The organism is Streptococcus sp. 53, assembly GCF_013276565.1.
Classification (GTDB): Bacteria; Bacillota; Bacilli; order Lactobacillales; family Streptococcaceae; genus Streptococcus.
This window is the reverse complement of record NZ_VMLG01000013.1, coordinates 47,730-73,047: the sequence shown is the minus strand read 5'-3', so window position 1 is coordinate 73,047 and position 25,318 is coordinate 47,730. Positions and strand designations below refer to the sequence as shown.

21 protein-coding genes and 1 pseudogene are annotated in these 25,318 nt (G+C 39.4%); all 22 read left to right on the top strand.

Features of this window, described 5'->3' with window-relative positions; genetic code table 11:
* The first annotated feature begins 20 nt into the window (after positions 1-20).
* The 22 genes and pseudogenes from HT722_RS04860 to HT722_RS04755 all read left to right on the top strand — a co-directional run bounded on the left by HT722_RS04860 (position 21) and on the right by HT722_RS04755 (position 25,256).
* On the top strand, positions 21-638 hold the full coding sequence (locus tag HT722_RS04860) for a cystathionine gamma-synthase (RefSeq protein WP_173218100.1): 618 nt from the start codon (positions 21-23) through the stop codon (positions 636-638).
* Between the two features lie 10 nt (positions 639-648).
* Complete coding sequence (gene murC / locus HT722_RS04855) at positions 649-1,983, top strand: UDP-N-acetylmuramate--L-alanine ligase (RefSeq protein ID WP_112444260.1); 1,335 nt, start codon at positions 649-651, stop codon at positions 1,981-1,983.
* Between the two features lie 9 nt (positions 1,984-1,992).
* Positions 1,993-2,454, top strand: a complete 462-nt coding sequence (locus tag HT722_RS04850; protein WP_112444258.1) for a GNAT family N-acetyltransferase — start codon at positions 1,993-1,995, stop codon at positions 2,452-2,454.
* Complete coding sequence (locus HT722_RS04845; protein ID WP_112444257.1) at positions 2,451-3,008, top strand: N-acetyltransferase; 558 nt, start codon at positions 2,451-2,453, stop codon at positions 3,006-3,008. The genes HT722_RS04850 and HT722_RS04845 overlap by 4 nt, the downstream gene beginning before the upstream one ends.
* Positions 3,009-3,131: 123 nt before the next feature.
* Positions 3,132-4,796 (top strand): endolytic transglycosylase MltG, encoded by a 1,665-nt coding sequence (mltG, locus tag HT722_RS04840; RefSeq protein ID WP_173277837.1) that lies wholly within the window; start codon positions 3,132-3,134, stop codon positions 4,794-4,796.
* A gap of 61 nt (positions 4,797-4,857) precedes the next feature.
* Complete coding sequence (gene greA, locus HT722_RS04835; RefSeq protein ID WP_000818760.1) at positions 4,858-5,340, top strand: transcription elongation factor GreA; 483 nt, start codon at positions 4,858-4,860, stop codon at positions 5,338-5,340.
* A 232-nt stretch (positions 5,341-5,572) separates the two neighbouring features.
* The gene (locus tag HT722_RS04830; protein WP_173225435.1) at positions 5,573-6,937 is read left to right on the top strand and encodes an amino acid permease; all 1,365 of its coding nucleotides are present in this window, start codon (positions 5,573-5,575) and stop codon (positions 6,935-6,937) included.
* A gap of 99 nt (positions 6,938-7,036) precedes the next feature.
* Entirely contained in the window at positions 7,037-7,447 is a 411-nt protein-coding gene (locus tag HT722_RS04825; protein ID WP_023938450.1) for a GNAT family N-acetyltransferase, read from the top strand.
* A gap of 353 nt (positions 7,448-7,800) precedes the next feature.
* Positions 7,801-8,692, top strand: a pseudogene (locus tag HT722_RS04820) (ABC transporter ATP-binding protein).
* Between the two features lie 15 nt (positions 8,693-8,707).
* A complete protein-coding gene (locus HT722_RS04815; RefSeq protein WP_173225429.1) occupies positions 8,708-9,436 on the top strand; it encodes a hypothetical protein in 729 nt (242 codons plus the stop codon).
* Positions 9,437-9,815: 379 nt separating this feature from the next.
* Entirely contained in the window at positions 9,816-10,025 is a 210-nt protein-coding gene (locus HT722_RS04810; protein ID WP_001107500.1) for a helix-turn-helix transcriptional regulator, read from the top strand.
* Entirely contained in the window at positions 10,015-10,503 is a 489-nt protein-coding gene (locus HT722_RS04805) for a DUF6773 family protein (RefSeq protein ID WP_173225424.1), read from the top strand. The genes HT722_RS04810 and HT722_RS04805 overlap by 11 nt, the downstream gene beginning before the upstream one ends.
* 115 nt (positions 10,504-10,618) lie before the next feature.
* Positions 10,619-12,079, top strand: coding sequence for a nicotinate phosphoribosyltransferase (locus tag HT722_RS04800; protein ID WP_173225421.1), 1,461 nt, complete (start codon positions 10,619-10,621; stop codon positions 12,077-12,079).
* The gene (gene nadE / locus HT722_RS04795) at positions 12,076-12,900 is read left to right on the top strand and encodes an ammonia-dependent NAD(+) synthetase (RefSeq protein WP_173225418.1); all 825 of its coding nucleotides are present in this window, start codon (positions 12,076-12,078) and stop codon (positions 12,898-12,900) included. Before HT722_RS04800 ends, nadE begins: the two co-directional genes overlap by 4 nt.
* A gap of 106 nt (positions 12,901-13,006) precedes the next feature.
* The gene (locus HT722_RS04790) at positions 13,007-13,558 is read left to right on the top strand and encodes a GNAT family N-acetyltransferase (protein WP_173225415.1); all 552 of its coding nucleotides are present in this window, start codon (positions 13,007-13,009) and stop codon (positions 13,556-13,558) included.
* A gap of 163 nt (positions 13,559-13,721) precedes the next feature.
* Positions 13,722-14,432, top strand: coding sequence for a thiol-disulfide oxidoreductase-associated membrane protein CcdA2 (ccdA2, locus tag HT722_RS04785; RefSeq protein WP_173277834.1), 711 nt, complete (start codon positions 13,722-13,724; stop codon positions 14,430-14,432).
* Positions 14,433-14,451: 19 nt separating this feature from the next.
* Positions 14,452-15,018, top strand: a complete 567-nt coding sequence (locus HT722_RS04780) for a TlpA disulfide reductase family protein (RefSeq protein WP_000759275.1) — start codon at positions 14,452-14,454, stop codon at positions 15,016-15,018.
* A gap of 10 nt (positions 15,019-15,028) precedes the next feature.
* Positions 15,029-16,141 (top strand): peptide-methionine (R)-S-oxide reductase MsrB, encoded by a 1,113-nt coding sequence (gene msrB / locus HT722_RS04775; RefSeq protein WP_173277832.1) that lies wholly within the window; start codon positions 15,029-15,031, stop codon positions 16,139-16,141.
* A gap of 70 nt (positions 16,142-16,211) precedes the next feature.
* Positions 16,212-16,949, top strand: coding sequence for a response regulator transcription factor (locus tag HT722_RS04770; RefSeq protein ID WP_173213831.1), 738 nt, complete (start codon positions 16,212-16,214; stop codon positions 16,947-16,949).
* Positions 16,946-18,637 carry a sensor histidine kinase gene (locus tag HT722_RS04765; protein WP_173277830.1) on the top strand — a complete coding sequence of 564 codons (1,692 nt, stop codon included), beginning with the start codon at positions 16,946-16,948 and terminating at the stop codon, positions 18,635-18,637. Before HT722_RS04770 ends, HT722_RS04765 begins: the two co-directional genes overlap by 4 nt.
* A 115-nt stretch (positions 18,638-18,752) precedes the next feature.
* Positions 18,753-19,316 carry a TIGR01440 family protein gene (locus HT722_RS04760; protein WP_173225397.1) on the top strand — a complete coding sequence of 188 codons (564 nt, stop codon included), beginning with the start codon at positions 18,753-18,755 and terminating at the stop codon, positions 19,314-19,316.
* 21 nt (positions 19,317-19,337) lie between these two features.
* Entirely contained in the window at positions 19,338-25,256 is a 5,919-nt protein-coding gene (locus tag HT722_RS04755; protein WP_173277828.1) for a ZmpA/ZmpB/ZmpC family metallo-endopeptidase, read from the top strand.
* Positions 25,257-25,318: the final 62 nt, after the last annotated feature.

Genomic DNA, 25,318 nt, shown 5'->3' with positions numbered 1-25,318 from the left:
GTGTTGAAAGGAAATAGAAAATGAAACAAGAACGATTTCCATTGGTGTCAGATGACGAGGTCATGTTGACTGAAATGCCAGTCATGAATCTCTATGATGAGTCTGATCTAATCAGTAATATCAAGGGTGAGTATCGAGATAAAAATTATTTAGAATGGGCTCCTATTACTGAAGAGGCGCCAGTAAAACCGATTGAAAAGCAAGTCGAGAAACCTAAAAAAGCTCCTTTAGGGGTTAAAAAAGAAGGAAAGAGCTATGCGGAGGTGGCGCGTGAAGAAGCGCGTGCAGACTTGAAAAAGAAACGCTCTGCTAACTATCTAACTCAGGATTTCAGCCGTGCGAGACGTCATTCTAAATCAGGCCTTGTTAGACAGGGCAATCAACCGACAGCGCCTTTCCAAAAGGAAAATCCTGGTGAATTGGTGAAGTATAGCCAAAAATTGACCCAGTCTCATTATATCTTGGCAGAAGAAGTTCATTTTATCCCTACCAAGAATGAAGAAGTGTCAGCACCTGCTCCAAAGAAAAACAACTATGATTTTCTAAAGAAGAGCCAAATCTACAATAAAAAAAGTAAACAAACAGAACAAGAACGTCGGGTTGCCCAAGAGTTGAATCTGACCAGAATTACAGAATAGGGGAGAAAACATGCCAAAGACATATCATTTTATCGGAATTAAGGGATCAGGGATGAGTGCCTTGGCCTTGATGTTGCACCAAATGGGGCATAAGGTACAGGGATCAGATGTTGAAAAATACTACTTTACCCAACGCGGTCTTGAGCAGGCAGGAATTACTATTCTTCCTTTTGATGAAAAGAATCTAGGCGGTGATATGGAAATTATCGCTGGAAATGCCTTTCGTCCAGATAACAACGTCGAAATTGCCTATGCGGACCAAAATGGTATCAGCTACAAACGTTATCATGAATTTCTAGGTAGCTTTATGCGTGACTTTGTTAGCATGGGAGTAGCAGGAGCGCATGGAAAAACTTCAACGACAGGTATGTTGTCTCATGTCTTGTCTCACATCACAGACACTAGCTTCTTGATTGGGGATGGGACAGGTCGTGGTTCGGCCAATGCCAAATATTTTGTCTTTGAATCTGACGAATATGAGCGCCACTTCATGCCTTACCATCCAGAATACTCTATTATCACCAACATTGACTTTGACCATCCAGACTATTTCACAAGTCTCGAGGATGTTTTCAATGCCTTTAACGACTATGCTAAACAAATCACCAAGGGTCTTTTTGTCTATGGTGAAGATGCAGAATTGCGTAAAATTACGTCTGATGCACCAATTTATTATTATGGTTTTGAAGCAGAAGGTAATGACTTTGTAGCTAGTGAACTTCTTCGTTCAACAACTGGTTCAACCTTCACCGTTCATTTCCGTGGACAAGAATTGGGTCAATTCCACATCCCAACCTTTGGTCGTCACAATATCATGAATGCGACAGCCGTTATTGGTCTTCTTTACACAGCAGGATTTGATTTGAACTTGGTGCGTGAGCACTTGAAAACATTTGCCGGTGTTAAGCGTCGTTTCACTGAGAAAATTGTCAATGACACAGTGATTATCGATGACTTTGCCCACCATCCAACAGAAATCATTGCGACCTTGGATGCGGCTCGTCAGAAATACCCAAGTAAGGAAATTGTAGCAGTCTTCCAACCGCATACTTTTACAAGAACCATTGCCTTGTTGGACGACTTTGCTCATGCTTTAAACCAAGCAGATGCTGTTTACCTAGCGCAAATTTATGGATCTGCTCGTGAGGTAGACCATGGAGATGTCAAGGTAGAAGACCTAGCCAATAAAATCAACAAGAAACACCAAGTCATTACTGTTGAAAATGTTTCTCCACTCCTTGACCATGACAATGCTGTCTATGTCTTTATGGGAGCAGGAGACATCCAAACCTATGAATACTCATTTGAGCGTCTCTTGTCAAACTTGACAAGCAATGTTCAATAGGTTATTCTCATGGAAATTCCAATTAAGATCATTCAGGCGAGTCAGTCTGATTTGGCTGAGGTAGTGGTACTTCAAACTTCATCTTTTCCAGCTGAAAAGCAGCTGACTTCCCATATTTTAGAAGAAAGTATCCGTAAGTGTGCGGATACCTTTCTTCTAGCTAGGGATGAAAATCAACATTTAGGCTATATTTTATCAAGTCCCCAGTCAGACAATCCGCAATGTCTAAAAGTGCATTCTTTAGTCATCGAGGCTGACCATCAGAGACAGGGCTTGGGAACACTTCTTCTTGCAGCCTTGAAAGAGGTGGCAGTTGAGCTGGATTACAAAGGGATTCGTTTGGAGAGTCCTTCTGAGCTGCTTTCCTATTTTGAAATGAACGGTTTTATTGATGAAGAAACTTCCCTTTATACAACTAGCCAGGGTTTTAGTATGATTTGGTTTAATCCCTTTTATCTGGAGGCACAATGAAAATCAGACAAGCAAGATTAGAAGATTTAGATCGTATCGTTGAGATTGAACTAGAGAATTTCTCGATTGAAGAAGCTATTCCTCGATCTGTCTTTGAGGCACATTTGCGAGAAATTCAGGCCTCTTTTCTGGTTGCAGAAAAAGAGGGTAAGATTATTGGTTATATCGAAGGGCCAGTTGGCCCCCATCGTCATCTGCAAGACCAGTCTTTTACAGAAGAGATAGAAGACCATAGCCATGGGCCGGGGGGCTATATCTCTGTGACCTGTCTGTCTATTGCCAAGGAGGCACAGGGACTCGGACTGGGTCAGAAATTGCTAACAGCCTTGAAAGAAGTTGCTCTTGAGGATAAGAGAGAAGGTATTAACCTAACCTGTCATGACTATCTCATCGCCTACTATGAAAAACACGGATTTGTCAATGAAGGCTTGTCCCAGTCAACCTTTGCAGGGGAAACTTGGTATGATATGGTCTGGGAAGCTAATACTCTTCGAAAATCAAATTCAAACCACGTCAGCGTCGCCTTACCGTACTCAAGTACAGCTTGCGGCTAGCTTCCTAGTTTGCTCTTTGATTTTCATTGAGTATAAAAAATAAGCTAGGAAAAGTATCATAGGTTGCTTTTCTTGGACTTTTAAGATATAATATTATGGATTGTCAACAAGGAGGAAAAACTTTTGAGTGAAAAGTCAAGAGAAGAAGAGAAATTAAGCTTTAAAGAGCAGATTCTGAGAGATTTAGAAAAAGTAAAAGGCTATGATGAAGTTCTGAAAGAAGATAAGGCAGTAGTTCGCACTCCTGCAAATGAACCTTCAGCTGAAGAACTCATGGCTGATTCCTTGTCAACGGTAGAGGAGATTATGAGAAAAGCTCCCGCTGCGCCTACTCACCCAAGCCAAGATGTACCAGCTTCTCCAGCAGATGATATTCAAAGAGAAACTCCTGGTGTTCCAAGTCATCCAAGTCAAGATGTTCCTTCTTCTCCCGCAGAAGAAAGTGGATCAAGACCAGGTCCAGGTCCTGTTAGACCTAAGAAATTTGAAAGAGAATACAATGAAACCCCAACAAGGGTAGCTGTTTCCTATAAGACGGCAGAGAAAAAAGCAGAACAAGCAGGTCCAGAAACACCTACGCCTGCTACAGAAACAGTGGATATCATCAGCGATACACCACGTCGTAGCCGTAGAGAAGGAGCAAAACCCGTTAAGCCTAAGAAAGAGAAGAAGTCACATGTGAAAGCCTTTGTGATTTCATTCCTTGTATTCCTTGCCTTGCTCTCAGCAGGTGGTTACTTTGGTTACCAGTACGTGCTAGATTCTTTATTACCTATCGATGCTAATTCTAAGAAATATGTGACGGTTGGAATTCCAGAAGGTTCAAACGTTCAAGAAATCGGTACGACGCTTGAAAAAGCTGGTTTGGTAAAGCATGGTCTGATTTTTAGCTTTTATGCCAAGTATAAAAATTATACCGATTTGAAAGCAGGTTACTACAATTTGCAAAAGAGTATGAGTACAGAAGACTTACTCAAAGAGTTGCAAAAAGGTGGAACAGATGAACCACAAGAACCTGTCCTTGCGACTTTGACAATTCCAGAAGGTTATACTTTGGATCAGATTGCTCAAGCTGTGGGTCAATTGCAAGGTGACTTCAAAGAGCCTTTGACAGCGGAGGCTTTCTTGGCAAAAGTTCAAGATGAGACGTTTATCAGTCAAGAAGTTGCCAAATATCTGAGTCTACTTGAAAGCTTGCCTACAAAAGACAGCGGTGCGCGTTATCGTTTGGAAGGATACCTTTTCCCAGCTACATACTCTATCAAGGAAAGCACAACTATTGAGAGCTTGATTGATGAGATGTTAGCTGCTATGGATAAGAACCTATCTCCTTACTATAGTACGATCAAATCTAAAAACTTGACTGTCAATGAGTTGTTGACCATTGCTTCCTTGGTCGAAAAAGAAGGTGCCAAGACAGAAGATCGTAAGCTCATTGCAGGTGTATTCTACAATCGTTTGAATCGTGATATGCCACTTCAAAGTAATATTGCAATCTTGTATGCCCAAGGAAAACTGGGGCAAAATATCAGCCTAGCTGAGGATGTTGCGATTGATACCAACATTGATTCACCTTATAATGTTTATAAAAATGTAGGTCTCATGCCTGGTCCAGTCGATAGTCCGAGTCTGGATGCGATTGAGTCAAGCATCAATCAAACTAAGAGCGATAACCTCTACTTTGTAGCAGATGTCACAGAAGGAAAGGTCTACTATGCTAACAATCAAGAAGACCACGACCGCAATGTCGCTGAACATGTCAACAGCAAATTAAACCAAACAAACTAAAATTATGTGATACTTCACATAATTTTCTTTCGAAAATATCATCAGAAGAAAGTTGAGAAAAATGGCAGAAAAAACATATCCTATGACCCTTGAGGAAAAGGAAAAACTTGAAAAAGAATTAGAAGAATTGAAATTGGTTCGCCGTCCAGAAGTGGTAGAACGCATTAAGATTGCCCGTTCATACGGTGACCTTTCAGAAAACAGTGAGTACGAAGCAGCTAAGGATGAACAAGCCTTTGTCGAAGGACAAATCTCTAGCTTGGAAACAAAAATCCGCTATGCTGAAATCGTCAATAGCGACGCAGTTGCCCAGGACGAAGTAGCGATTGGTAAAACAGTCACCATCCAAGAAATTGGTGAGGACGAAGAAGAAGTTTATATTATCGTAGGTTCAGCTGGTGCGGATGCCTTTGCAGGTAAGGTTTCAAATGAAAGCCCAATTGGACAAGCCTTGATTGGCAAGAAAACAGGTGACACAGCAACCATTGAAACGCCTGTTGGTAGCTATGATGTAAAAATTTTGAAGGTTGAAAAAACAGCCTAAAACAGAAGAAAGGAGTGGGGAGGCTGTGCGCTTCACTCACTCCTTTTTCCATTTTGCTACTCTTCGAAAATCTCTTCAAACCACGTCAGCGTCGCCTTGCCGTATGTATGGTTACTGACTTCGTCAGTTTCATCTACAACCTCAAAACAGTGTTTTTAGCAACCTACGGCTAGCTTTCTAGTTTGCTCTTTGATTTTCATTGAGTATAAATTGAATTGAAATTGGAGACTATATGAGTTCAAAGAAGAAGAAAAACAAGATGGAGCGTGGTCTGACCAATCGTCATGTGCAGGTTATGGCCATCGCTGGAACAATCGGAACAGGACTCTTTTTGGGAGCAGGTCGCTCTATTAGCCTAACAGGTCCTTCCATTGTACTGATTTATATGATTACGGGGGCCTTCATGTTCCTCATGATGCGTGCTGTTGGGGAAATGCTCTACCAAGACCCTGAGCAACATACCTTTATCAACTTTATCACGCGTCATTTGGGTAAGGGCTGGGGCTATTTCTCAGTATGGTCTTACTGGCTATCCGTTGTCTTTATCGGTATGGCGGAAATCACTGCTATCGCACATTATGTGCAATTTTGGTTCCCAACTTGGCCGAGTTGGATGATTGAGATTGGATTTTTGACCATTCTAGCCTTGGTCAATCTGATTGCGGTGAAGCTCTTTGGGGAAGTTGAGTTTTGGTTTGCGATGGTCAAGATTGTGGCTATTTTAGCTATGATTGCAACAGGAGTCTTTATGGTCTTGACAGGCTTTAAGACACCTCATGGAGTAGCAAGTTTGGCCAATATTGCTGACAATTTCTCCCTCTTCCCAAATGGTGGAGTGAACTTTGTCATGGCCTTCCAGATGGTGTTCTTTGCATATCTTATGATTGAGTTTATCGGGGTCACAACTTCTGAAACCAAAAATCCACGTCAGGTCTTGCCAAAAGCCGTTAAGGAAATTCCTTTGCGTATCGCCTTTTTCTACGGTGGTGCCCTCTTAGCCATCATGGCTATCATTCCATGGCGTGAACTTGCCTCAGCTGATTCTCCTTTTGTAACAGTATTTGAATTGGCCGGTGTCAAGTGGGCAGCAGCCTTGATTAACTTCGTTGTTTTGACCTCAGCAGCATCTGCTCTTAACTCAACGCTTTATTCAACAGGGCGCCATTTGTATCAGATTGCTCATGATTCGCCAAATCGCTTCCTAAAGGCTATCAAGGCAGATACTCTTTCTCGCCACAATGTGCCACAAAATGCCATCATCGCCTCAGCGATTTTGATTGCCCTAGCAGCCTTTATCAACGTCCTGCCAGGAGTTTCGGATGCCTTTGCCTTGATTACGGCATCATCATCAGGTGTCTATATTGCCATTTATATCTTGATCATGGTGGCTCACCTTAAATACCGCAAGTCACCAGACTTTATGGCGGATGGCTATCTCATGCCCCATTATCGTTTCCTAAATCCTTTAACCATGCTCTTCTTTGCCTTTGTCTTTGTAACCCTCTTTTTACAAGAGTCTACATTTGTAGGAGCAATCGGCTCAGCTATCTGGATTATCGGTTTTGGGATTTACAGCCAGTGGAAATTTAGAAAATAGATTTGAAACTCATCAGCTTAGGTTGATGGGTTTTTCTAGTTTGACAGTCTATTGAAATAAGGCTATAATCAAGCTGTAACAGTGTTTGAGGAGGTTTAGATGTACTTTAGATTGGAAAACAAGGAGTCTCAGAAAGCACAAGAAATTGGGAATTTGATTCGTACTTATAATCGTTCAAAAAGAGAAGAAGCTGAAAGTGAGCCACTTAATCTTTATGTTGAAGATGAAAAGGGCAATCTCCTGGCAGGTTTGATAGCAGAGACTTTTGGAAATTGGCTAGAAATCGAGTATTTATTTGTAAAAGAGGAATTGCGAGGGCAAGGAATTGGCTCAAAACTATTGCAACAGGCAGAAAGTGAAGCTAAGAATCGTAACTGTTGTTTTGCCTTTGTCAATACTTACCAGTTCCAGGCGCCAGACTTTTATCAGAAACATGGCTACAAGGAAGTCTTTGCTTTGCAAGACTATCCCTACACAGGGCAAAGATTTTATTACCAAAAGGATTTGTAAGGAGAGTATGAAGGTATAATATGAAGAGAGACTCGCACATGAGTATGGAGGTGGACTGATGTATATGAGTAACTATCGATAAATACCAGTTAAATCCTACAAATTGTGTCTTTCTAGACGATATTGAGTACAATACAATCGCAGCTGAGAAATTGGGAATCAACTCCTATCAGATTAAGAAAAGAAGCGATTCCGTCGATATTTTGAAATCCTATATTTAAACTTAACACTCTCTATTTTTTATGGTATAGAGTTTTTTGTTAATAAAATTTTACAAAATGACATTTATATATTGCATTAAGTTAGATATATGATATAATGTTGTTAAAAAGAGGCGCAACTTTTTAAAATTAATGAGAATCAAAGAGGAAACTAAGAGTATTAATGGAGGAATAAAAAATGGAAGTTATAAATGTAAGTAAGCATTATGGTCATTCAATCATTCTCAAAGATATAAATTTTGCACTTAATAAGGGTGAAATTGTTGGTCTAGTAGGAAGAAACGGAGTTGGCAAGAGTACATTGATGAAAATTCTTGTTCAGAATAATCAACCGACTTCAGGGAATATTATAAGTAGTGATAATGTTGGGTATTTAATCGAAGAACCAAAATTATTTTTATCTAAAACAGGCTTAGAGAATTTAAAATATCTGGCAAACTTATATGGTGTTAACTACAATCAAGAAAGATTTGGGAGTTTGATTCAAGAGTTAGATTTGAGTCAGTCTATTAATAAAAAAGTAAAGACCTATTCTTTGGGTACAAAACAAAAATTAGCTTTGCTTCTAACTCTCGTTACGGAACCTGATATATTGATTTTAGATGAACCGACTAATGGTTTAGATATTGAATCGTCACAAATAGTTTTATCGGTTCTAAAAAATTTAGCTTTACATGAAAATGTGGGAATTTTAATATCGAGTCATAAATTAGAAGATATTGAAGAAATTTGTGAGAGAGTTCTTTTCTTGGAGAACGGGTTTTTGACATTCCAAAAAGTAGGAAAAGATAGTCATAATTGCTTGTTTGAGATAGCTTTTTCATCAGCTACAGATAAAGACATTTTCCTTACCAAACAAGAATTTGGGGATATTGTTCAGGAAGAGGGACTGAAAATTACTATGTCTGGGAATATTCAAAGTAGTGAGCTTTTTAAATTTTTTAACGAAAACTCTATTAAAGTAGTTGATTTTGAAACTAAAAAAGAGACGCTTAAAGATATTTATCTAAATCGTTCAAAATAAAGGAAGGTTATAATCATGAAATTAAATAAATTGAATTTTCTTAAGGAAAATATAAGGGATTTATATTCATCAGGCGTAATATATCTCGGTTTGATTATCTCGTTTATACCGCCGATATTGGTTACATTCTTTATTCTAAGGACTCAAGGGACATCGCTTGGTATTAAGCATATTTCAAACTTTTATGCTATGCTCGGTATGTTAATGGCTGTTATACATGCTAACCGAATTATTAGCAGGGATTTTTCCTACAATACGATCAGTTTATTTTATAATCAACAGAAAAATCGGATGATTTACGTCTTGTCTAATTTTCTATATGCCATCTCAGTTTCCATTATTTATGCTTTGAATGGTATTGTGTTACTAGTCATCGTAAGTAAATTGGGTGTTCCAGGTGCTTTAGGATTAGATTTTATAGTAGCTATTGTAGTCAATACAATTTTGTTAGTCCTATTTTATTTTCTATTATCTTACATTTTCTATTTATACAAATTGAAAAGTGGCTTGGTATTTGGTATTTTAGTAGCTTTACTACTCTTTATCCCTAATATATTAAATACGATTATGATGAATACTAGTAATGATTTGTTTATCAAAGCAATTGAACTTCTTCCTTTTTATTCTTTACCTGTATTTGTGGCTTCAAATACGATGTCTATTAGTCAGTATCTTGTGGTAATAACTACAATCATTTTATTGTATTTTTTCACTCTCAAGAAAAGCAAGGAGTATTCATTTTAGTTTTATTTAGTATTATTTTGCAGACTTAAAATCCAGCAAAAAATCAGTCATCTTGGTATGCTCCTGCTCTTGTTGTGTACACGTTTTTGTCTTATGCTAGACTCATTTCCAAAAGCATTATATAATAGTGATATGAAATCAACTAAATAAGAAATATAAGCAATCAAAACTCGTTTAAAAGACCCTACTAAAGCTAATACTAAACAAAAAATCAAATAGCAAACTAGGAAGTTTATTTCAAACAATCCAACATACTGATTTTAGGCTGAAGATAATATTGGAGTGCTAATTAATGAGGTTATAATAAATAGCTGACAGCTTGTGTTGGTTTTGGATTTTTTAAGAGTAGATGAGTATTAAAACTATAAGGAGGACGCAGGTGGCTAAAAATTTAAAATTAAAATTAGCTCGTGTAGAGCTTGATTTAACTCAAGGTCAACTGGCAGAGGCTGTTGGGGTGACGCGCCAGACTATTGGTTTGATAGAGGCGGGGAAATACAATCCCAGTCTCTCGCTCTGCCAGTCCATTTGCAGATGTTTAGGGAAAACCCTAGACCAACTATTTTGGGAGGAAGAAGATGGTAAATAAATTCATTCATTATCAATTACTTGACGAAAGAGAAGAACAACTAATCAATAAAGCTGGAGCGGAATCCTTTACCCTTTTCATTGGACTTGTGCTTCTAAGCTATTTGGTGGCTGTATTAGCTCCCTCTCTTTTTAATCCGAATTTTCTAGTCTATACTCTGATAGTAGGAATTTTCTTCTTTTTCAACCGTGCCCGTTATCTGGGAGTGACCTACTATAGTCGTTTTCATTTTACGATTTTGGGTTGTTTTTTCTTAACCTTGGCTATTACGACTCTTTTGATGTTACAGAATTATCAATTCAACATAGAAATTTATCAGCACAATCCTTTGAACGTTACATACCTGTCTGCTTGGGCAATTACTTATGTCATTTACCTTCCCTGGGTCTTTATTGGCAATCTTGGTCTGAAGAGCTATGGCGAATGGGCTCAGAAAAAATTTGAACAAGACATGGATGAACTGGAGAGTGGTGAATAGCTTGTTACTCTTTTCTCAATCCAGCTAAAATGTGATATAATAGTACTAATTTATTGGAATGCATGAAAGTTTTTGAAAATTTTCATGTATTTCTAGTTAAGGAAGTAGGAAAAGTATGTATCCAGATGATAGTTTGACATTGCACACGGACTTGTACCAGATCAACATGATGCAGGTTTACTTTGACCAAGGGATTCACAATAAAAAGGCGGTCTTTGAGGTTTATTTCCGCCAACAGCCTTTTAAGAACGGCTATGCGGTTTTTGCAGGTTTGGAAAGAATTGTGAGTTATCTTGAAGACCTGCGTTTTTCAGATAGTGATATAGCCTATTTGGAGTCGCTAGGTTATCATGGGGCGTTCTTGGATTACCTCCGCAATTTCAAGTTGGAGTTGACCGTTCGTTCTGCCCAAGAAGGGGATTTGGTCTTTGCTAATGAACCGATTGTGCAGGTGGAAGGCCCTCTAGCTCAATGTCAGTTGGTCGAAACGGCTCTTTTGAACATCGTCAACTACCAGACCTTGGTGGCGACTAAGGCAGCTCGTATTCGTTCAGTAATTGAAGATGAACCTTTAATGGAGTTTGGGACACGTCGGGCTCAAGAAATGGATGCGGCTATCTGGGGAACACGCGCAGCGGTGATTGGTGGTGCCAATGGAACTAGCAACGTGCGTGCTGGTAAACTCTTTGACATTCCTGTCTTGGGGACCCATGCCCATTCCTTGGTACAGGTTTATGGCAATGACTATGAGGCTTTTAAGGCTTATGCTGCGACCCACAAAAATTGTGTCTTTCTTGTGGATACCTATGACACCCTTCGCATTGGGGTACCAGCTGCCATTCAGGTGGCGCGTGAACTGGGTGACCAGATTAACTTTATGGGTGTACGGATTGATTCTGGGGATATTGCCTACATTTCCAAGAAAGTTCGTCAGCAACTGGACGAGGCTGGATTTACAGAGGCTAAGATTTATGCTTCAAATGACCTAGATGAAAATACCATCCTCAACCTCAAGATGCAAAAGGCCAAGATTGATGTCTGGGGTGTTGGAACCAAGCTGATTACAGCCTATGACCAGCCAGCTCTTGGTGCAGTTTATAAGATTGTGGCCATTGAAGATGAAAATGGCCAGATGCGCAATACCATTAAGTTGTCTAATAATGCGGAAAAAGTGTCTACGCCAGGTAAGAAGCAGGTGTGGCGGATTACCAGTCGTGAAAAAGGCAAGTCAGAAGGCGATTATATCACTTATGATGGTGTGGATGTGAGCGACATGACGGAAATCAAGATGTTCCATCCGACTTATACCTACATCAAGAAGACCGTTCGTAATTTTGACGCCGTTCCTCTCTTGGTGGATATTTTCAAGGACGGAAAATTGATTTACAATCTGCCTAGCTTGACTGAGATTCAGGCTTATGCTCGTAAGGAATTTGACAAGCTTTGGGATGAGTACAAGCGCGTGCTTAATCCACAGCATTATCCAGTAGATTTGGCGCGTGATGTATGGCAAGACAAGATGGACTTGATAGACAAAATGCGCAAGGAAGCCCTTGGTGAAGGAGAAGAAGAATGAGTTTGCAAGAAACGATTATCCAAGAATTGGGTGTCAAACCGGTGATTGATGCCCAGGAAGAAATTCGTCGTTCCATCGATTTCTTAAAAAGATACCTGAAAAAACATCCCTTCCTTAAAACCTTTGTACTAGGGATTTCTGGGGGACAAGACTCAACCTTAGCAGGACGTTTAGCCCAACTAGCTATGGAAGAACTGCGAGCAGAAACGGGAGATGACAGCTACAAATTTATCGCTGTCCGCCTGCCATATGGAGTGCAAGCTGATGAAGCAGATGCTCAAAAAGCCCTTGCCTTTATCCAGCCTGATGTCAGTTTAGTCGTCAATATCAAGGAATCAGTTGACGCCATGACGGCAACAGTTGAAGCGACAGGTAGTCCTGTTTCAGATTTTAACAAGGGCAATATCAAGGCACGTTGCCGTATGATTGCTCAGTATGCCCTTGCTGGTGGCCATGGCGGAGCGGTCATTGGAACAGACCATGCTGCGGAAAATATCACAGGTTTCTTTACCAAGTTTGGTGACGGGGGTGCAGATATTCTCCCTCTTTACCGCCTCAATAAGAGTCAAGGAAAACAACTCTTGCAGGAACTTGGTGCAGATCCAGCCCTTTATGAAAAAATCCCAACAGCAGACCTAGAAGAAGACAAACCAGGTCTGGCTGACGAAGTAGCCCTCGGAGTCACTTATGAAGAGATTGATGACTACCTAGAAGGCAAAACAATCAGCCCAGAAGCCCAAACAAGAATCGAAAACTGGTGGCACAAAGGCCAACATAAACGCCACCTACCCATCACCGTATTTGATAACTTTTGGGAGTAAAAAGGTCCGGGGGACCTTTTTAGCTTGAGCCTTGAAATTCAAAAGCAAAACAAGTTTCAATGGAGATTGGATATAGAATCATCCTATCAGAAAGTGAGGTAGCCTCATGAAATCTATTGGTACGCAAATATTACAGACAGATCGTTTAATCTTGCGAAGATTTGTGGAGAGTGATGCAGAAGCCATGTTTCAAAATTGGGCTTCATCCGCTGAGAATCTGACCTATGTTACCTGGGATCCCCATCCTGATGTCGAAATCACTCGAAACTCGATTCGCAATTGGGTTGCTTCCTATACTAATCTCAACTATTACAAATGGGCTATTTGTCTCAAAGAAAACCCAGAGCAAGTGATAGGAGATATCAGCATCGTTACAATAGATGAGAACGATTCTTCTTGTGAAATTGGCTATGTACTAGGCAAGGTTTACTGGGGACATGGAATTATGACAGAAGCCTTGAAAGCTGTCTTGGACTTCTGTTTTATTCAAGCAGGTTTTCAAAATGTCAGAGCTCGATATGCCAGTCTCAATCCAGCTTCAGGTCGTGTCATGGAGAAAGCAGGGATGTCCTATCTAAAGACTATTATCAATGGTGCAGAGAGAAAAGGATATCTTGCGGATCTTATTTATTATCAGATAAGTAGGGAAGACTGGTGAATTTTCTTTTCTGTTTCCATCAAAGTCAGACTGTGTCTGGCTTTTTTTGCAACATTTTTTACATAACCTGATTAAATTCCTATTTTTCCCTATCATTGTCCCTGTTTTTTCTTGATTTTTGGAGCTATAATAGTCATATCAAATCAAAGAATGGAGGAAGGCAATGGATAATATAATCTTTTTTATCAGTGTTTTTCTTGCTGGAATTCTTTCCTTCTTTTCTCCTTGTATTTTACCCTTGTTACCGGTCTATGCAGGGGTCTTGTTGGATGATAAAGATGGTGCTCAGGCTTCTAGTGGAAAATATTCAATCTCAGTTACTAGTTTATTACGAACTCTGGCATTTATAGCGGGGATTTCCTTTATTTTTATCTTACTGGGCTATGGAGCTGGTTTTTTAGGCGACTTGCTTTATGCTTCTTGGTTCCAATATGTGACGGGTGCGGTTATCATTCTGTTGGGCTTGCACCAGATGGAAATTCTACGCTTTAAGGGGCTTTATAAGGAAAAGAGGTTACAACTGCAAGGACAGGGAAAAAACGCCAACGGTTATAGTCAGGCATTTTTACTGGGCTTGACCTTTAGTTTTGCTTGGACGCCTTGTGTGGGGCCGGTTCTGGGCTCTGTTTTAGCTTTGGCGGCTTCAGGTGGTTCAGGTGCTTGGCAGGGAGCTGGTCTCATGTTAATCTATACGCTGGGTCTAGCGCTACCATTCTTGATTCTAGCTCTGGCCTCTAGTTATGTTTTGAAACATCTCCGAAAACTTCATCCCTATCTCGGAATCCTCAAAAAAGTGGGAGGTTTTCTCATTATTGTGATGGGACTCTTGGTTCTGTTTGGAAATGCTTCAATTTTAAGTCAATTATTTGAATAAAATGGAAAGGAATATCAGTATGAAAAAATGGCAAACATGTGTTCTTGGAGCAGGTTCGCTCCTTTGTTTGACGGCTTGTTCAGGCAAGTCCATGACCAGTGAACACCAAATGAAAGATGAGATGAAGATGGAGCAGACAGCTAGTAAAACAAGCACGGCTAAAGGGAAAGAGGTGGCTGATTTTGAGCTAACTGGAGTAGATGGCAAGACCTATCGCTTGTCTGATTACAAGGGCAAGAAAGTCTATCTCAAATTCTGGGCTTCTTGGTGTTCCATCTGTCTGGCCAGTCTTCCTGACACGGATGAAATCGCTAAAGAAGCTGGCGATGACTATGTGGTCTTGACAGTAGTGTCACCAGGACACAAGGGAGAGCAATCTGAAGCGGACTTTAAGAATTGGTATAAGGGATTGGATTATAAAAATTTCCCAGTCCTAGTTGACCCATCAGGCAAACTTTTGGAAACTTATGGTGTTCGTTCCTACCCAACTCAAGCCTTTATAGATGGTGAAGGAAAATTGGTCAAAACCCAACCAGGATTCATGGAAAAAGATGCAATTTTGCAAACTTTGAAAGAATTAGCCTAGGAGGTGTCCTATGAATGATAAGTTAAAAATCATCTTGTTGCTAGGAGTATTTTTCCTAGCCATAACTGGTTTCTATTTTCTATTGATGCGAAATGCAGGGCAGACAGATGCCTCGCAAATTGAGAAAGCGGCAGTCAGCCAAGGAGGAAAAACAGTGAAAAAAACAGAAATTAGTAAAGACGCAGACTTGCACGAAATTTATCTAGCTGGAGGTTGTTTCTGGGGAGTGGAGGAATACTTCTCCCGCGTTCCCGGAGTGACAGATGCCGTATCAGGCTATGCAAACGGTAGAGGGGAAACAACCAAGTACGAATTGATCAACCAAACAGGACATGCAGAAACAGTCCATGTTACCTATGATGCCAAGCAAATTTCCCTCAAGGAAATTCTGCTTCATTATTTCCGCATTATCAATCCAACCAGCAAAAATAAACAAGGAAATGACGTGGGGACCCAGTACCGTACCGGTGTTTATTACACAGATGACAAGGATTTGGAGGTAATCAACCAAGTCTTTGATGAGGTGGCTAAGAAATACGATCAACCTCTAGCAGTTGAAAAGGAGGCTTTGAAGAATTTCGTGGTGGCCGAGGATTACCACCAAGACTATCTCAAGAAAAATCCAAATGGCTACTGCCATATCAATGTTAATCAGGCGGCCTATCCCGTCATTGATGCCAGCAAATATCCCAAACCAAGTGATGAAGAATTGAAAAAGACCTTGTCACCTGAGGAGTATGCAGTTACCCAGAAAAATCAAACAGAGCGGGCTTTTTCAAACCGCTACTGGGATAAATTTGAATCCGGTATCTATGTGGATGTGGCAACTGGCGAACCCCTCTTTTCATCAAAGGACAAGTTCGAGTCTGGTTGTGGATGGCCTAGTTTCACCCAGCCCATCAGTCCAGATGTTGCTACCTATAAGGAAGATAAGTCTTACAATATGACGCGCATGGAAGTGCGGAGCCGAGTTGGAGATTCTCACCTTGGCCATGTCTTTACGGATGGACCACAGGACAAGGGGGGCTTGCGCTACTGTATCAATAGTCTCTCTATCCGCTTTATTCCTAAAGATCAAATGGAAGAAAAAGGCTACGCTTATTTATTAGATTATGTTGATTAAGAAGTCTTTCCTAAGCAGTTAGAGGAGAATTTTGCTATACTGATACTAGTAAGTGACAAAGGAGAGAAGCATGACCTACACAATCTTAATCGTAGAAGATGAGTATCTGGTAAGACAAGGCTTGACCAAGCTGGTCGATGTAGCAGCCTACGATATGGAAATCATCGGTCAGGCTGAAAATGGAAGACAGGCTTGGGAATTGATTCAAAAGCAGGTGCCGGATATCATTTTGACCGATATCAACATGCCTCAACTAAATGGCATTCAGTTGGCCAGTCTGGTCCGAGAAACCTATCCTCAGGTTCACCTAGTTTTTTTGACAGGTTACGATGATTTTGATTATGCCTTGTCTGCTGTCAAACTAGGTGTAGATGACTACTTGCTCAAGCCCTTTTCTCGTCAGGATATTGAGGAAATGTTGGGGAAAATCAAGCAAAAGTTGGATAAGGAAGAGAAAGAAGAGCAGTTACAAGATTTATTGACTGATAAGTTTGAAGGAAACTTGGCCCAGAAAATTCAGTCTCATCTAGATGACAGCCAGTTTAGTTTAAAGGCTTTGGCCAGTGACTTGGGCTTTAGCCCGACTTATCTGAGCTCTTTGATTAAGAAAGAGTTGGGTCTACCTTTTCAGGATTACCTGGTGCGAGAACGTGTCAAACAAGCTAAGCTCTTGCTCTTAACAACGGATTTAAAGATTTATGAGATAGCTGAAAAGGTTGGTTTTGAAGATATGAATTACTTTACCCAACGTTTTAAACAGATTGCGGGTGTGACACCTCGTCAGTTTAAGAAGGGAGAAGGTCGATGAAGCGTTCTTCTCTCCTAGTTAGAATGGTTATTTCCATCTTTTTGGTCTTTCTCATTCTCCTAGTTCTGGTTGGTACGTTCTACTATCAATCTAGTTCTTCAGCCATTGAGGCTACCATTGAAGGTAATAGCCAAACGACTATCAGTCAGACTAGCCACTTTATCCAGTCTTATATCAAAAAATTAGAAACCACCTCGACCAGTTTGACCCAGCAGGCGGATGTCCTAGCCTATGCTGAGAATCCCAGTCAAGACAAGGTCAAGGGAATTCGAAATCTGTTTTTGACCATCTTAAAGGCAGATCAGGACTTGAAAACTGTTGTGCTGGTAACCAAATCCGGTCAGGTCATTTCTACAGATGACAGTGTGCAGATGAAAACTTCCTCTGATATGATGGCTGAGGATTGGTACCAAAAGGCCATTCATCAGGGAGCTAAGCCTGTTTTGACACCAGCTCGTAAGTCGGATAGTCAGTGGGTTATTTCTATCACTCAGGAACTTGTTGATGCAAAGGGAGCCAATCTGGGTGTACTTCGTTTGGATATTTCTTATGAAACTCTGGAAGCCTATCTCAACCAGCTTCAGTTGGGTCAGCAGGGATTTGCTTTCATTATCAATGAAAAACATGAATTTGTTTACCATCCTCAACACACAGTTTATAGTTCGTCTAGCGAAATGGAGGCCATGAAATCCTACATTGAGACGGGTCAGGGCTATACTTCTGGTCACAAATCCTACGTCAGTCAAGAAAAGATTGCAGGAACTGATTGGACGGTACTTGGCGTATCTTCGCTGGAGAAGTTAGATCAGGTTCGGAATCAACTCTTGTGGACCTTGCTTGGGGCTAGTATCACATCTCTTCTTGTCTGTCTCTGCTTGGTGTGGTTCAGTCTCAAACGCTGGATTGCTCCTTTAAGTGGCTTAAGAGAAACCATGCTGGAGATTGCTTCTGGTAATCAGAATCTTCGTGCCAAGGAAACTGGTGCCTATGAACTGAGAGAAGTGACTCGCCAATTTAATGCCATGTTGGATCAGATTGATCAGCTGATGGCAGATATTCGTAGCCAGGAAGAAACGACCCGTCAGTACCAACTTCAAGCCCTATCAAGTCAGATTAACCCCCATTTCCTCTATAACACCTTGGACACCATCATCTGGATGGCTGAATTTCAGGATAGTCAGCGAGTGGTTCAGGTGACCAAGTCCTTGGCAACCTATTTCCGCTTGGCGCTCAATCAGGGCAAGGACTTGATTTGTCTCTCTGATGAAATCAATCATGTCCGCCAGTATCTCTTTATCCAGAAACAACGTTATGGAGATAAGCTGGAATACGAAATTACTGAAAATCCTGCCTTTGATCATCTGGTCTTGCCCAAGCTGGTGTTACAACCCTTGGTGGAAAATGCTCTTTACCATGGCATTAAGGAGAAGGAAGGTCAGGGACATATTAGAGTTTCTGTTCAGAAACAGGATTCAGGATTGGTCATCCGTATTGAGGATGATGGAGTTGGCTTCCAAGATGCTGGCGATAGTAGTCAAAGTCAACTCAAACGTGGGGGAGTCGGTCTTCAAAATGTTGACCAAAGGCTCAAACTTCATTTTGGAGAACATTACCATATGAAGATCGATTCTAGGCCCCAAAAAGGGACGAAAGTGGAAATATACATAAATAGAATAGAAACTAGCTAACTCCCAGTCAATTCTGGGAGTTTTATGCGTAATTGGGCAAGCTTTCTAGGTTGTCTATCTTGCTAAAACGTAGAAAAAACGGTATGATAGAAGAGTGACAAAAGAGGTGACAGAGATGAACGAGACACAGATTCAAAGAGAAACACGTCAGATAGTAGAAGATGTTTTAGAAAAGGCCGATTTGAAGCAGGGGGCCCTTTTTGTTTTAGGTCTATCTTCTAGTGAGGTGCTAGGTGGTCAGATTGGGAAAGAATCCAGTCAAGAGATTGGTGAGCTGATAGTAGAGACTATCTTGGGTATTCTAGGTAGTAGAGGTATCCATTTAGCCGTTCAAGGTTGTGAACATGTTAATCGAGCCCTCGTCGTTGAACGTCAGGTGGCAGAGCAGTTTGGCCTGGAAATCGTCAGTGTCCTTCCGACTCTTCATGCAGGAGGTTCGGGTCAATTGGCAGCCTTCAAGTTTATGCAAGATCCAGTTGAGGTTGAATTTATCAAGGCTCATGCTGGATTGGATATCGGAGACACTGCAATTGGCATGCATGTCAAGCATGTTCAGGTTCCGATTCGCCCTCTTTTGAGAGAGATTGGGCATGCCCACGTAACGGCTCTAGCTAGTCGTCCAAAATTAATCGGAGGTGCGCGTGCGCACTATCCGCAAGATTCTATCAGAAAGTCGTGAGAATGAATAAAGGAGATGAAAGTGTTTAAAAAAGACCGTTTTTCAATTCGTAAGATTAAGGGAGTTGTAGGTTCTGTATTTCTTGGAAGCCTTTTGATGGCTCCTTCTGTAGTGGACGCAGCCACCTATCACTATGTAGATAAAGAGGTTATTTCACAAGAAGCTAAAGATTTAATCCAGACAGGAAAGCCTGATGGAAATGAAGTTGTCTATGGTTTGGTATATCAAAAAGACCAGCTGCCACAAACAGGGACAGAAGCATCTGTTTTGACAGCTTTTGGTTTGCTGACTGTTGGGAGCTTACTTTTAATCTACAAGAGAAAGAAAATTGCCAGCGTCTTTCTAGTTGGAGCTATGGGATTGGTAGTCCTTCCTAGTGCAGGAGCTGTAGACCCAGTTGCGACCCTAGCACCAGCTAGTCGAGAGGGTGTTGTTGAAATGGAGGGTTATCGCTATGTTGGTTATCTATCAGGTGACATCCTCAAAACGCTTGGCTTGGACACTGTTTTAGAAGAAGACTCAGCTAAACCTGGAGAGGTGACTGTAGTCGAAGTTGAGAATCCCCAAGTAACAACAAATCAGGAGCAAGCTAATCCAGAAAACCAAGCAGTAGAGACAGAGGAAGCTCCAAAAGAAGAAGCACCTAAAACAGAAGAAAGTCCAAAGGAAGAACCAAAATCGGAGGTAAAACCTACTGACGAGCCCCTCCCTAAAGGAAAAGATGAAAAAGAAGATTCAGCAGAACCAGCTCCAGTTGAAGAAGTAGGTGGAAAAGTTGAGTCAAAACCAGAGGAAAAAGTAGCAGTTAAGCCAGAAAGTCAACCATCAGACAAACCAGCTGAGGAATCAAAAGTTGAACCACCAGTAGAACAAGCAAAAGTCCCAGAACAACCCGTGCAACCTACACAACCGGAGCAACCAAGGATACCAAAAGATTCATCACAACAAGAAGATCCTAAAGAGGATAAGGTATCGGAAGAGACACCGAAACAAGAAGATGCACAGCCAGCAGTAGTAGAATCAAAAGAGGAGGCTGCTAATCAACCTGTTGAAGAACCAAAAGTGGAAATGCCTGCTGTAGAAAAACAAACGGAACCAAAAGTTGAACAAGCAGGTGAACCAGTCGCGCCAAGTGAAGACGAAAAGGCACCAGTCTCTCCAGAAAAGCAACCAGAAGCTTCTGAGGAAGAGAAGGTTTCGGAAGAAACCCCGAAACCAGTAGAAGTCTCTCCAGAGACCAAGGCTGAAGAAACTGTAGAACCAACAGAGGAGACCAAAACAGCTAAAGGTACGCAAGAAGAAGGCAAAGAAGGTCAAGCACCAGTACAAGAAGTAAACCCAGAATATAAAGTAACAACAGGTACAGTTGAGAAGTCTACCGAAAGTGAATTAGATTTCACAACAGAAGTAGTTCCGGATGACACAAAATATGTAGATGAAGAAGTTGTTGAACGTCAAGGGTCTAAAGGAGTTCAACTTACGAAAACAACTTACGAAACAGTGGAAGGTGTAGAGACAGATAAAGTTCTTTCTACAACTACAGAAGTAAAAACTCCTGCTGTTCCGAAAGTTGTTAAAAAAGGAACAAAACCAGTTGAAGGAACAGTAGATGAAACTGAAGAAGTAGAGATTCCTTTTAAAACAAAAACGCAAGAAGATGATACTTTAAAACGTGGGACAGAAGAAGTTGCTCAAGAAGGTGTAAACGGCAAGAAACAAATTACCAAGACGTATAAAACGATTCGTGGAGAAAAAACAAAAGATGCTCCAACAGTAGAAGAAAAAATTATCTTACAACCTCAAGATAAAATTATTAAGAATGGTACAAAAGGGTTAGAAAAACCAACATTACAATGGAATACAACAGATAAAGATGTCTTGAAGAAGAGTGCGACAGCTAGTTATACGTTGACAAAACCAGCTGGAGTAGAAATCAAATCAATCAAATTAGCATTAAAAGATAAAGATGGACAACTTGTTAAAGAAGTAACGGTAGAAGAAAATAAATTAAACGCTACTTTAGATAAATTGAAATATTATCAAGGTTACACCCTATCTACTACAATGGTTTATGATTGTGGAGAAGGCGAAGAAACTGAGAAATTAGAAGATAAACAAATTCAGTTAGACCTTAAAAAAGTTGAAATCAAAGATATTCGAAGAACTGATTTAATTAAATATGATCAAGAAACAGAAACGAATGAATCTAGATTAAAATCAATCCCAGAGGATAAGAGTAAATACTACTTAAAAGTCACTTCACATGATCAAAAATCAACATTATTAGCAGTGAAAAATATTGAAGAAGTAACCGTTGATGGAAAACAAATGTATAAAGTAACTGCAACAGCAGATAATTTAGTTGGGCGTCAAAAAGATCAAACATTTGAATCTGAATATACTCATTACATTGAAAAATCAGTTGCAGCTAACGGAAATGTTTATTATGATTTTGAAGATTTAGTTTCAGCAATGCAAAAAAATCCAGCAGGAGAATACCGATTAGGTCAAAGTATGAGTGCTAGAAATGCATCTGCGAATGGAAAATCGTATATCACGAGTGAATTTACAGGAAAATTATTAAGTGAAGACGGAAAACGTTATGCTATTACAGAGTTAGAACGACCTTTATTCAATGTTATTAAGAATGCTACTATAAAAAATATTAATTTTGAAGATGTAGATATCGATCGTAAAAATGATGATGGTGTTGCTACAATAGCCAATACAATGAATGGAACTTCTGTCATTGAAGATGTGAAAATTACAGGTTCTGTTATTGGACGTAATAATGTAGCAGGTGTTGTTAATTATATGAACGAGGGAACTCGCATTGAAAATGTTGCCTTTATTGGTAAACTACATTCTACAAGTGAAAATGGTTCAGCATTAGGTGGTATTGCCGATAAAAACTATCGAGGTATTGTAACAAGAACTTATGTAGATGCAATATTAACTGGTAATAAAGTGAGAGCAAGTTCATTAATTCCATTTGTTGAATATGGAATGATAGGTGATTATTTAATTGGAACTAAAGGAAACTTAACGAAATCTGTTGCCAAAGGATTGATTAATGTAGTTACACCAGTACAAACTGGAGCGTTTGCAAGTAAGACATGGCCTTTTGGTACAGTAAAAGATAATGTTAGTTATGTAAAAGTGAAAAATGCAGAAATGTTATTTGGTTCAAATGATATTGATGATGGTTATGCACATCCACAAATTGATAAATTATACAGTGTAGCTGGATATAGTGAAGGTAAAAAGTCATACACTAAATATCCTAATAAACAAATTGAATTGACAAAAGAAGAAGCTGATGAAAAAGTAGCTAGCTATAATATTACAGCTAATACTTTTGAAAGCGAAAAATCACTAGTGGCTACATTAAACGCAACAGTGTCTCAAAATTCTGCTTATGATCAAATCCAAGATTATAACGATGAATATAAATTAGCATATAAGAATTTTGAAAAATTACAACCATTCTATAATAAAGAATATATTGTACATCAAGCTAATAAATTGGATAAAGCACATAACTTAAATACGAAAGAAGTTCTTTCTGTAACACCAATGCATGATACAAAATTCGTTACAAATTTAGAAGAAGTGAATAAAATTATGATTCACTATGCGGATGGAACAAAAGAATACTTAAATCTATCTGGCAGTACAGAAGGATTAAGTAATGTTAAAGAATACACTGTAACGGGTCTAGGAATTAAATATACACCAAATATTGTTCAAAAAAATCATGATGAATTAATAGAGGGTATTGTTTCAAAATTAAGTCCGATTGAATTACAATCAGATATTATTTATAAACACTTCAACAGACCGGGAGAAGGAAGATTTAACGCTGTTAAGGATCTTTACTTAGAAGAAAGTTTTGACTATGTGAAGAATAATTTAACAGAACTGGTGACTAAATTAGTTCAAAATGAAGATCACCAATTAAATGATTCTCTAGCTGTACGTCAAATGATTTTAGATAAAGTTGAGAAAAATAAAGCAGCTTTGATGCTGGGATTAACTTATCTAAACCGCTACTATGGAGTTAGATTTGGAGATGTTAACATTAAAGAATTAATGCTATTTAAACCAGATTTCTATGGTAAAAATATAGATGTATTAGATCGATTGATTGAAATTGGCTCTAAAGAGAACAATCTTAAAGGTCATCGTACACATGATGCATTCCGTGAAGTTTTGAGTGCTTCTACTCGCTCGGGTAACTTAATTGACTTCTTAAAATACAATATGGAACTTTTAACTTCAGATAAAAATATAAATGATTGGTTTATTCATGCGACTGAAGGTAAAGTATACGTTGTTGAAAAACAATCTCGTGAAGAAGGTCTTAAAAATGCTAAATATAGAGCATTTGATAATCTATCCAAAGGATATCATCAGAAGATGATTCTTCCACTTTTAAATCTAAAGCAAACACAAGCATTCCTGATTTCTACGTATAACACAATTTCATTTGGTACAGCTAATAAATACAATACGACACTTGGAAATTTCAAAGATAAAATTGATTTGGCGGCAAATAGGCATCTTAACTATCTTGATTTCTGGTACCGACTTGCAAATGAGAATGTTAAGAATTTATTGGCAAAAGAGATTGTTACTCCTGTTTGGGAAGGATACCAAGTTTGGGGACATGATTGGGGTAAATGGATGGATAAATATGGTAAGTTTGAAGATGGTAAAGGTATTTATGCTCCAACCCGTGAACTTTATGGCCCTGTAGGTGAGCATTATGGTCCTAATGGGGCTGTTGCCGGAGCCTATGCAACTTATTATGATGATAAGAATGATAATCGTGCAAAAGTTGTATTTGTTATGTCTGATATGATTAGCGAGTATGGATCCTCAGCATTTACACATGAAACTACTCACATAAATGACCGCGTAGTTTATTATGGAGGGTACACACACCGAGAAGGTACATTCTTAGAAGCCTTCGCACAAGGTATGCTTCAATCACCTGCTACTCAAGGTCACCAAGGTGAGTATGGTGCTTTAGGACTAAATATGGCTTTTGAACGTGAAAACGATGGAAATCAATGGTATAATTATAACCCTAATAATCTTAAATCACGTAAAGAAATTGACCACTATATGAAGAACTATAATGAGGCACTGATGATGTTAGATTATCTTGAAGCTGATGCAGTTATTGGGAAACTTAATGGTGATAATAGTAAATGGTTTAAGAAAGTTGATAAGAAAATGCGTCATACTGATGGTGATAATAAACATCTAGTTGGACCTAACCAATGGGATGAAGTGCGTGACTTAAGCGAACAAGAAAAAGCACTTGAGTTGAATAATATTAATGATTTAGTTAACAATAACTTTATTACAAAACATGGTGCTCCAGGTAACGGGGTGTATCGTCCTGAAGATTTTAGATCTGCATACGTTAACGTTAATATGATGACCGGTATCTACGGTGGTAATACTAGTGATGGTGCTCCGGGAGCCCTATCATTCAAACACAATGCTTTCCGTATGTGGGGTTACTTCGGATATGAAAATGGATTTATTGGATATGTTTCCAATAAATATAAAGGTGAAGCGAAAAAGGATGGTGAAAACAATTTAAGTGATAAATTTATTATTAAGAAAGTATCTAAAAATGTATACAACACACTTGAGGATTGGAAGCAACATTGGTTCCAAGAAATTAAAGATAAAGCTAATAATGGATTCACTGCCATTGAAATTAATGGTGAAACGATTACAAGTTATGACAGATTGAAGACTCTATTCAGTACTGCTGTTGAAAAAGATTTAGCTGAATTGAACGATTCTAAAGTAGAGCGTAAATATAGAAATACTGTAGGCTTGAAAGAGAAAGTCTTCAAACAACTCTTGTACAAATCCGACGGTTTCTCTGGGAATCTCTTCAATGAATCACAGGCATAGTGCTAACAAAATCATTACAAAGGTGGATCAGCTTGGCTGTATCTGCCTTTTTATGCTATACT

Excerpts from the sequence above, each read along its gene's own strand:
- HT722_RS04860 (WP_173218100.1), top strand. The coding sequence starts at position 21 with ATGAAACAAGAACGATTTCCATTGGTGTCAGATGACGAGGTCATGTTG.
- murC (WP_112444260.1), top strand. The coding sequence starts at position 649 with ATGCCAAAGACATATCATTTTATCGGAATTAAGGGATCAGGGATGAGT.
- HT722_RS04850 (WP_112444258.1), top strand. The coding sequence starts at position 1,993 with ATGGAAATTCCAATTAAGATCATTCAGGCGAGTCAGTCTGATTTGGCT.
- HT722_RS04845 (WP_112444257.1), top strand. The coding sequence starts at position 2,451 with ATGAAAATCAGACAAGCAAGATTAGAAGATTTAGATCGTATCGTTGAG.
- greA (WP_000818760.1), top strand. The coding sequence starts at position 4,858 with ATGGCAGAAAAAACATATCCTATGACCCTTGAGGAAAAGGAAAAACTT.
- HT722_RS04830 (WP_173225435.1), top strand. The coding sequence starts at position 5,573 with ATGAGTTCAAAGAAGAAGAAAAACAAGATGGAGCGTGGTCTGACCAAT.
- HT722_RS04825 (WP_023938450.1), top strand. The coding sequence starts at position 7,037 with ATGTACTTTAGATTGGAAAACAAGGAGTCTCAGAAAGCACAAGAAATT.
- HT722_RS04815 (WP_173225429.1), top strand. The coding sequence starts at position 8,708 with ATGAAATTAAATAAATTGAATTTTCTTAAGGAAAATATAAGGGATTTA.
- HT722_RS04805 (WP_173225424.1), top strand. The coding sequence starts at position 10,015 with ATGGTAAATAAATTCATTCATTATCAATTACTTGACGAAAGAGAAGAA.
- HT722_RS04800 (WP_173225421.1), top strand. The coding sequence starts at position 10,619 with ATGTATCCAGATGATAGTTTGACATTGCACACGGACTTGTACCAGATC.
- nadE (WP_173225418.1), top strand. The coding sequence starts at position 12,076 with ATGAGTTTGCAAGAAACGATTATCCAAGAATTGGGTGTCAAACCGGTG.
- HT722_RS04790 (WP_173225415.1), top strand. The coding sequence starts at position 13,007 with ATGAAATCTATTGGTACGCAAATATTACAGACAGATCGTTTAATCTTG.
- ccdA2 (WP_173277834.1), top strand. The coding sequence starts at position 13,722 with ATGGATAATATAATCTTTTTTATCAGTGTTTTTCTTGCTGGAATTCTT.
- HT722_RS04780 (WP_000759275.1), top strand. The coding sequence starts at position 14,452 with ATGAAAAAATGGCAAACATGTGTTCTTGGAGCAGGTTCGCTCCTTTGT.
- msrB (WP_173277832.1), top strand. The coding sequence starts at position 15,029 with ATGAATGATAAGTTAAAAATCATCTTGTTGCTAGGAGTATTTTTCCTA.
- HT722_RS04770 (WP_173213831.1), top strand. The coding sequence starts at position 16,212 with ATGACCTACACAATCTTAATCGTAGAAGATGAGTATCTGGTAAGACAA.
- HT722_RS04765 (WP_173277830.1), top strand. The coding sequence starts at position 16,946 with ATGAAGCGTTCTTCTCTCCTAGTTAGAATGGTTATTTCCATCTTTTTG.
- HT722_RS04760 (WP_173225397.1), top strand. The coding sequence starts at position 18,753 with ATGAACGAGACACAGATTCAAAGAGAAACACGTCAGATAGTAGAAGAT.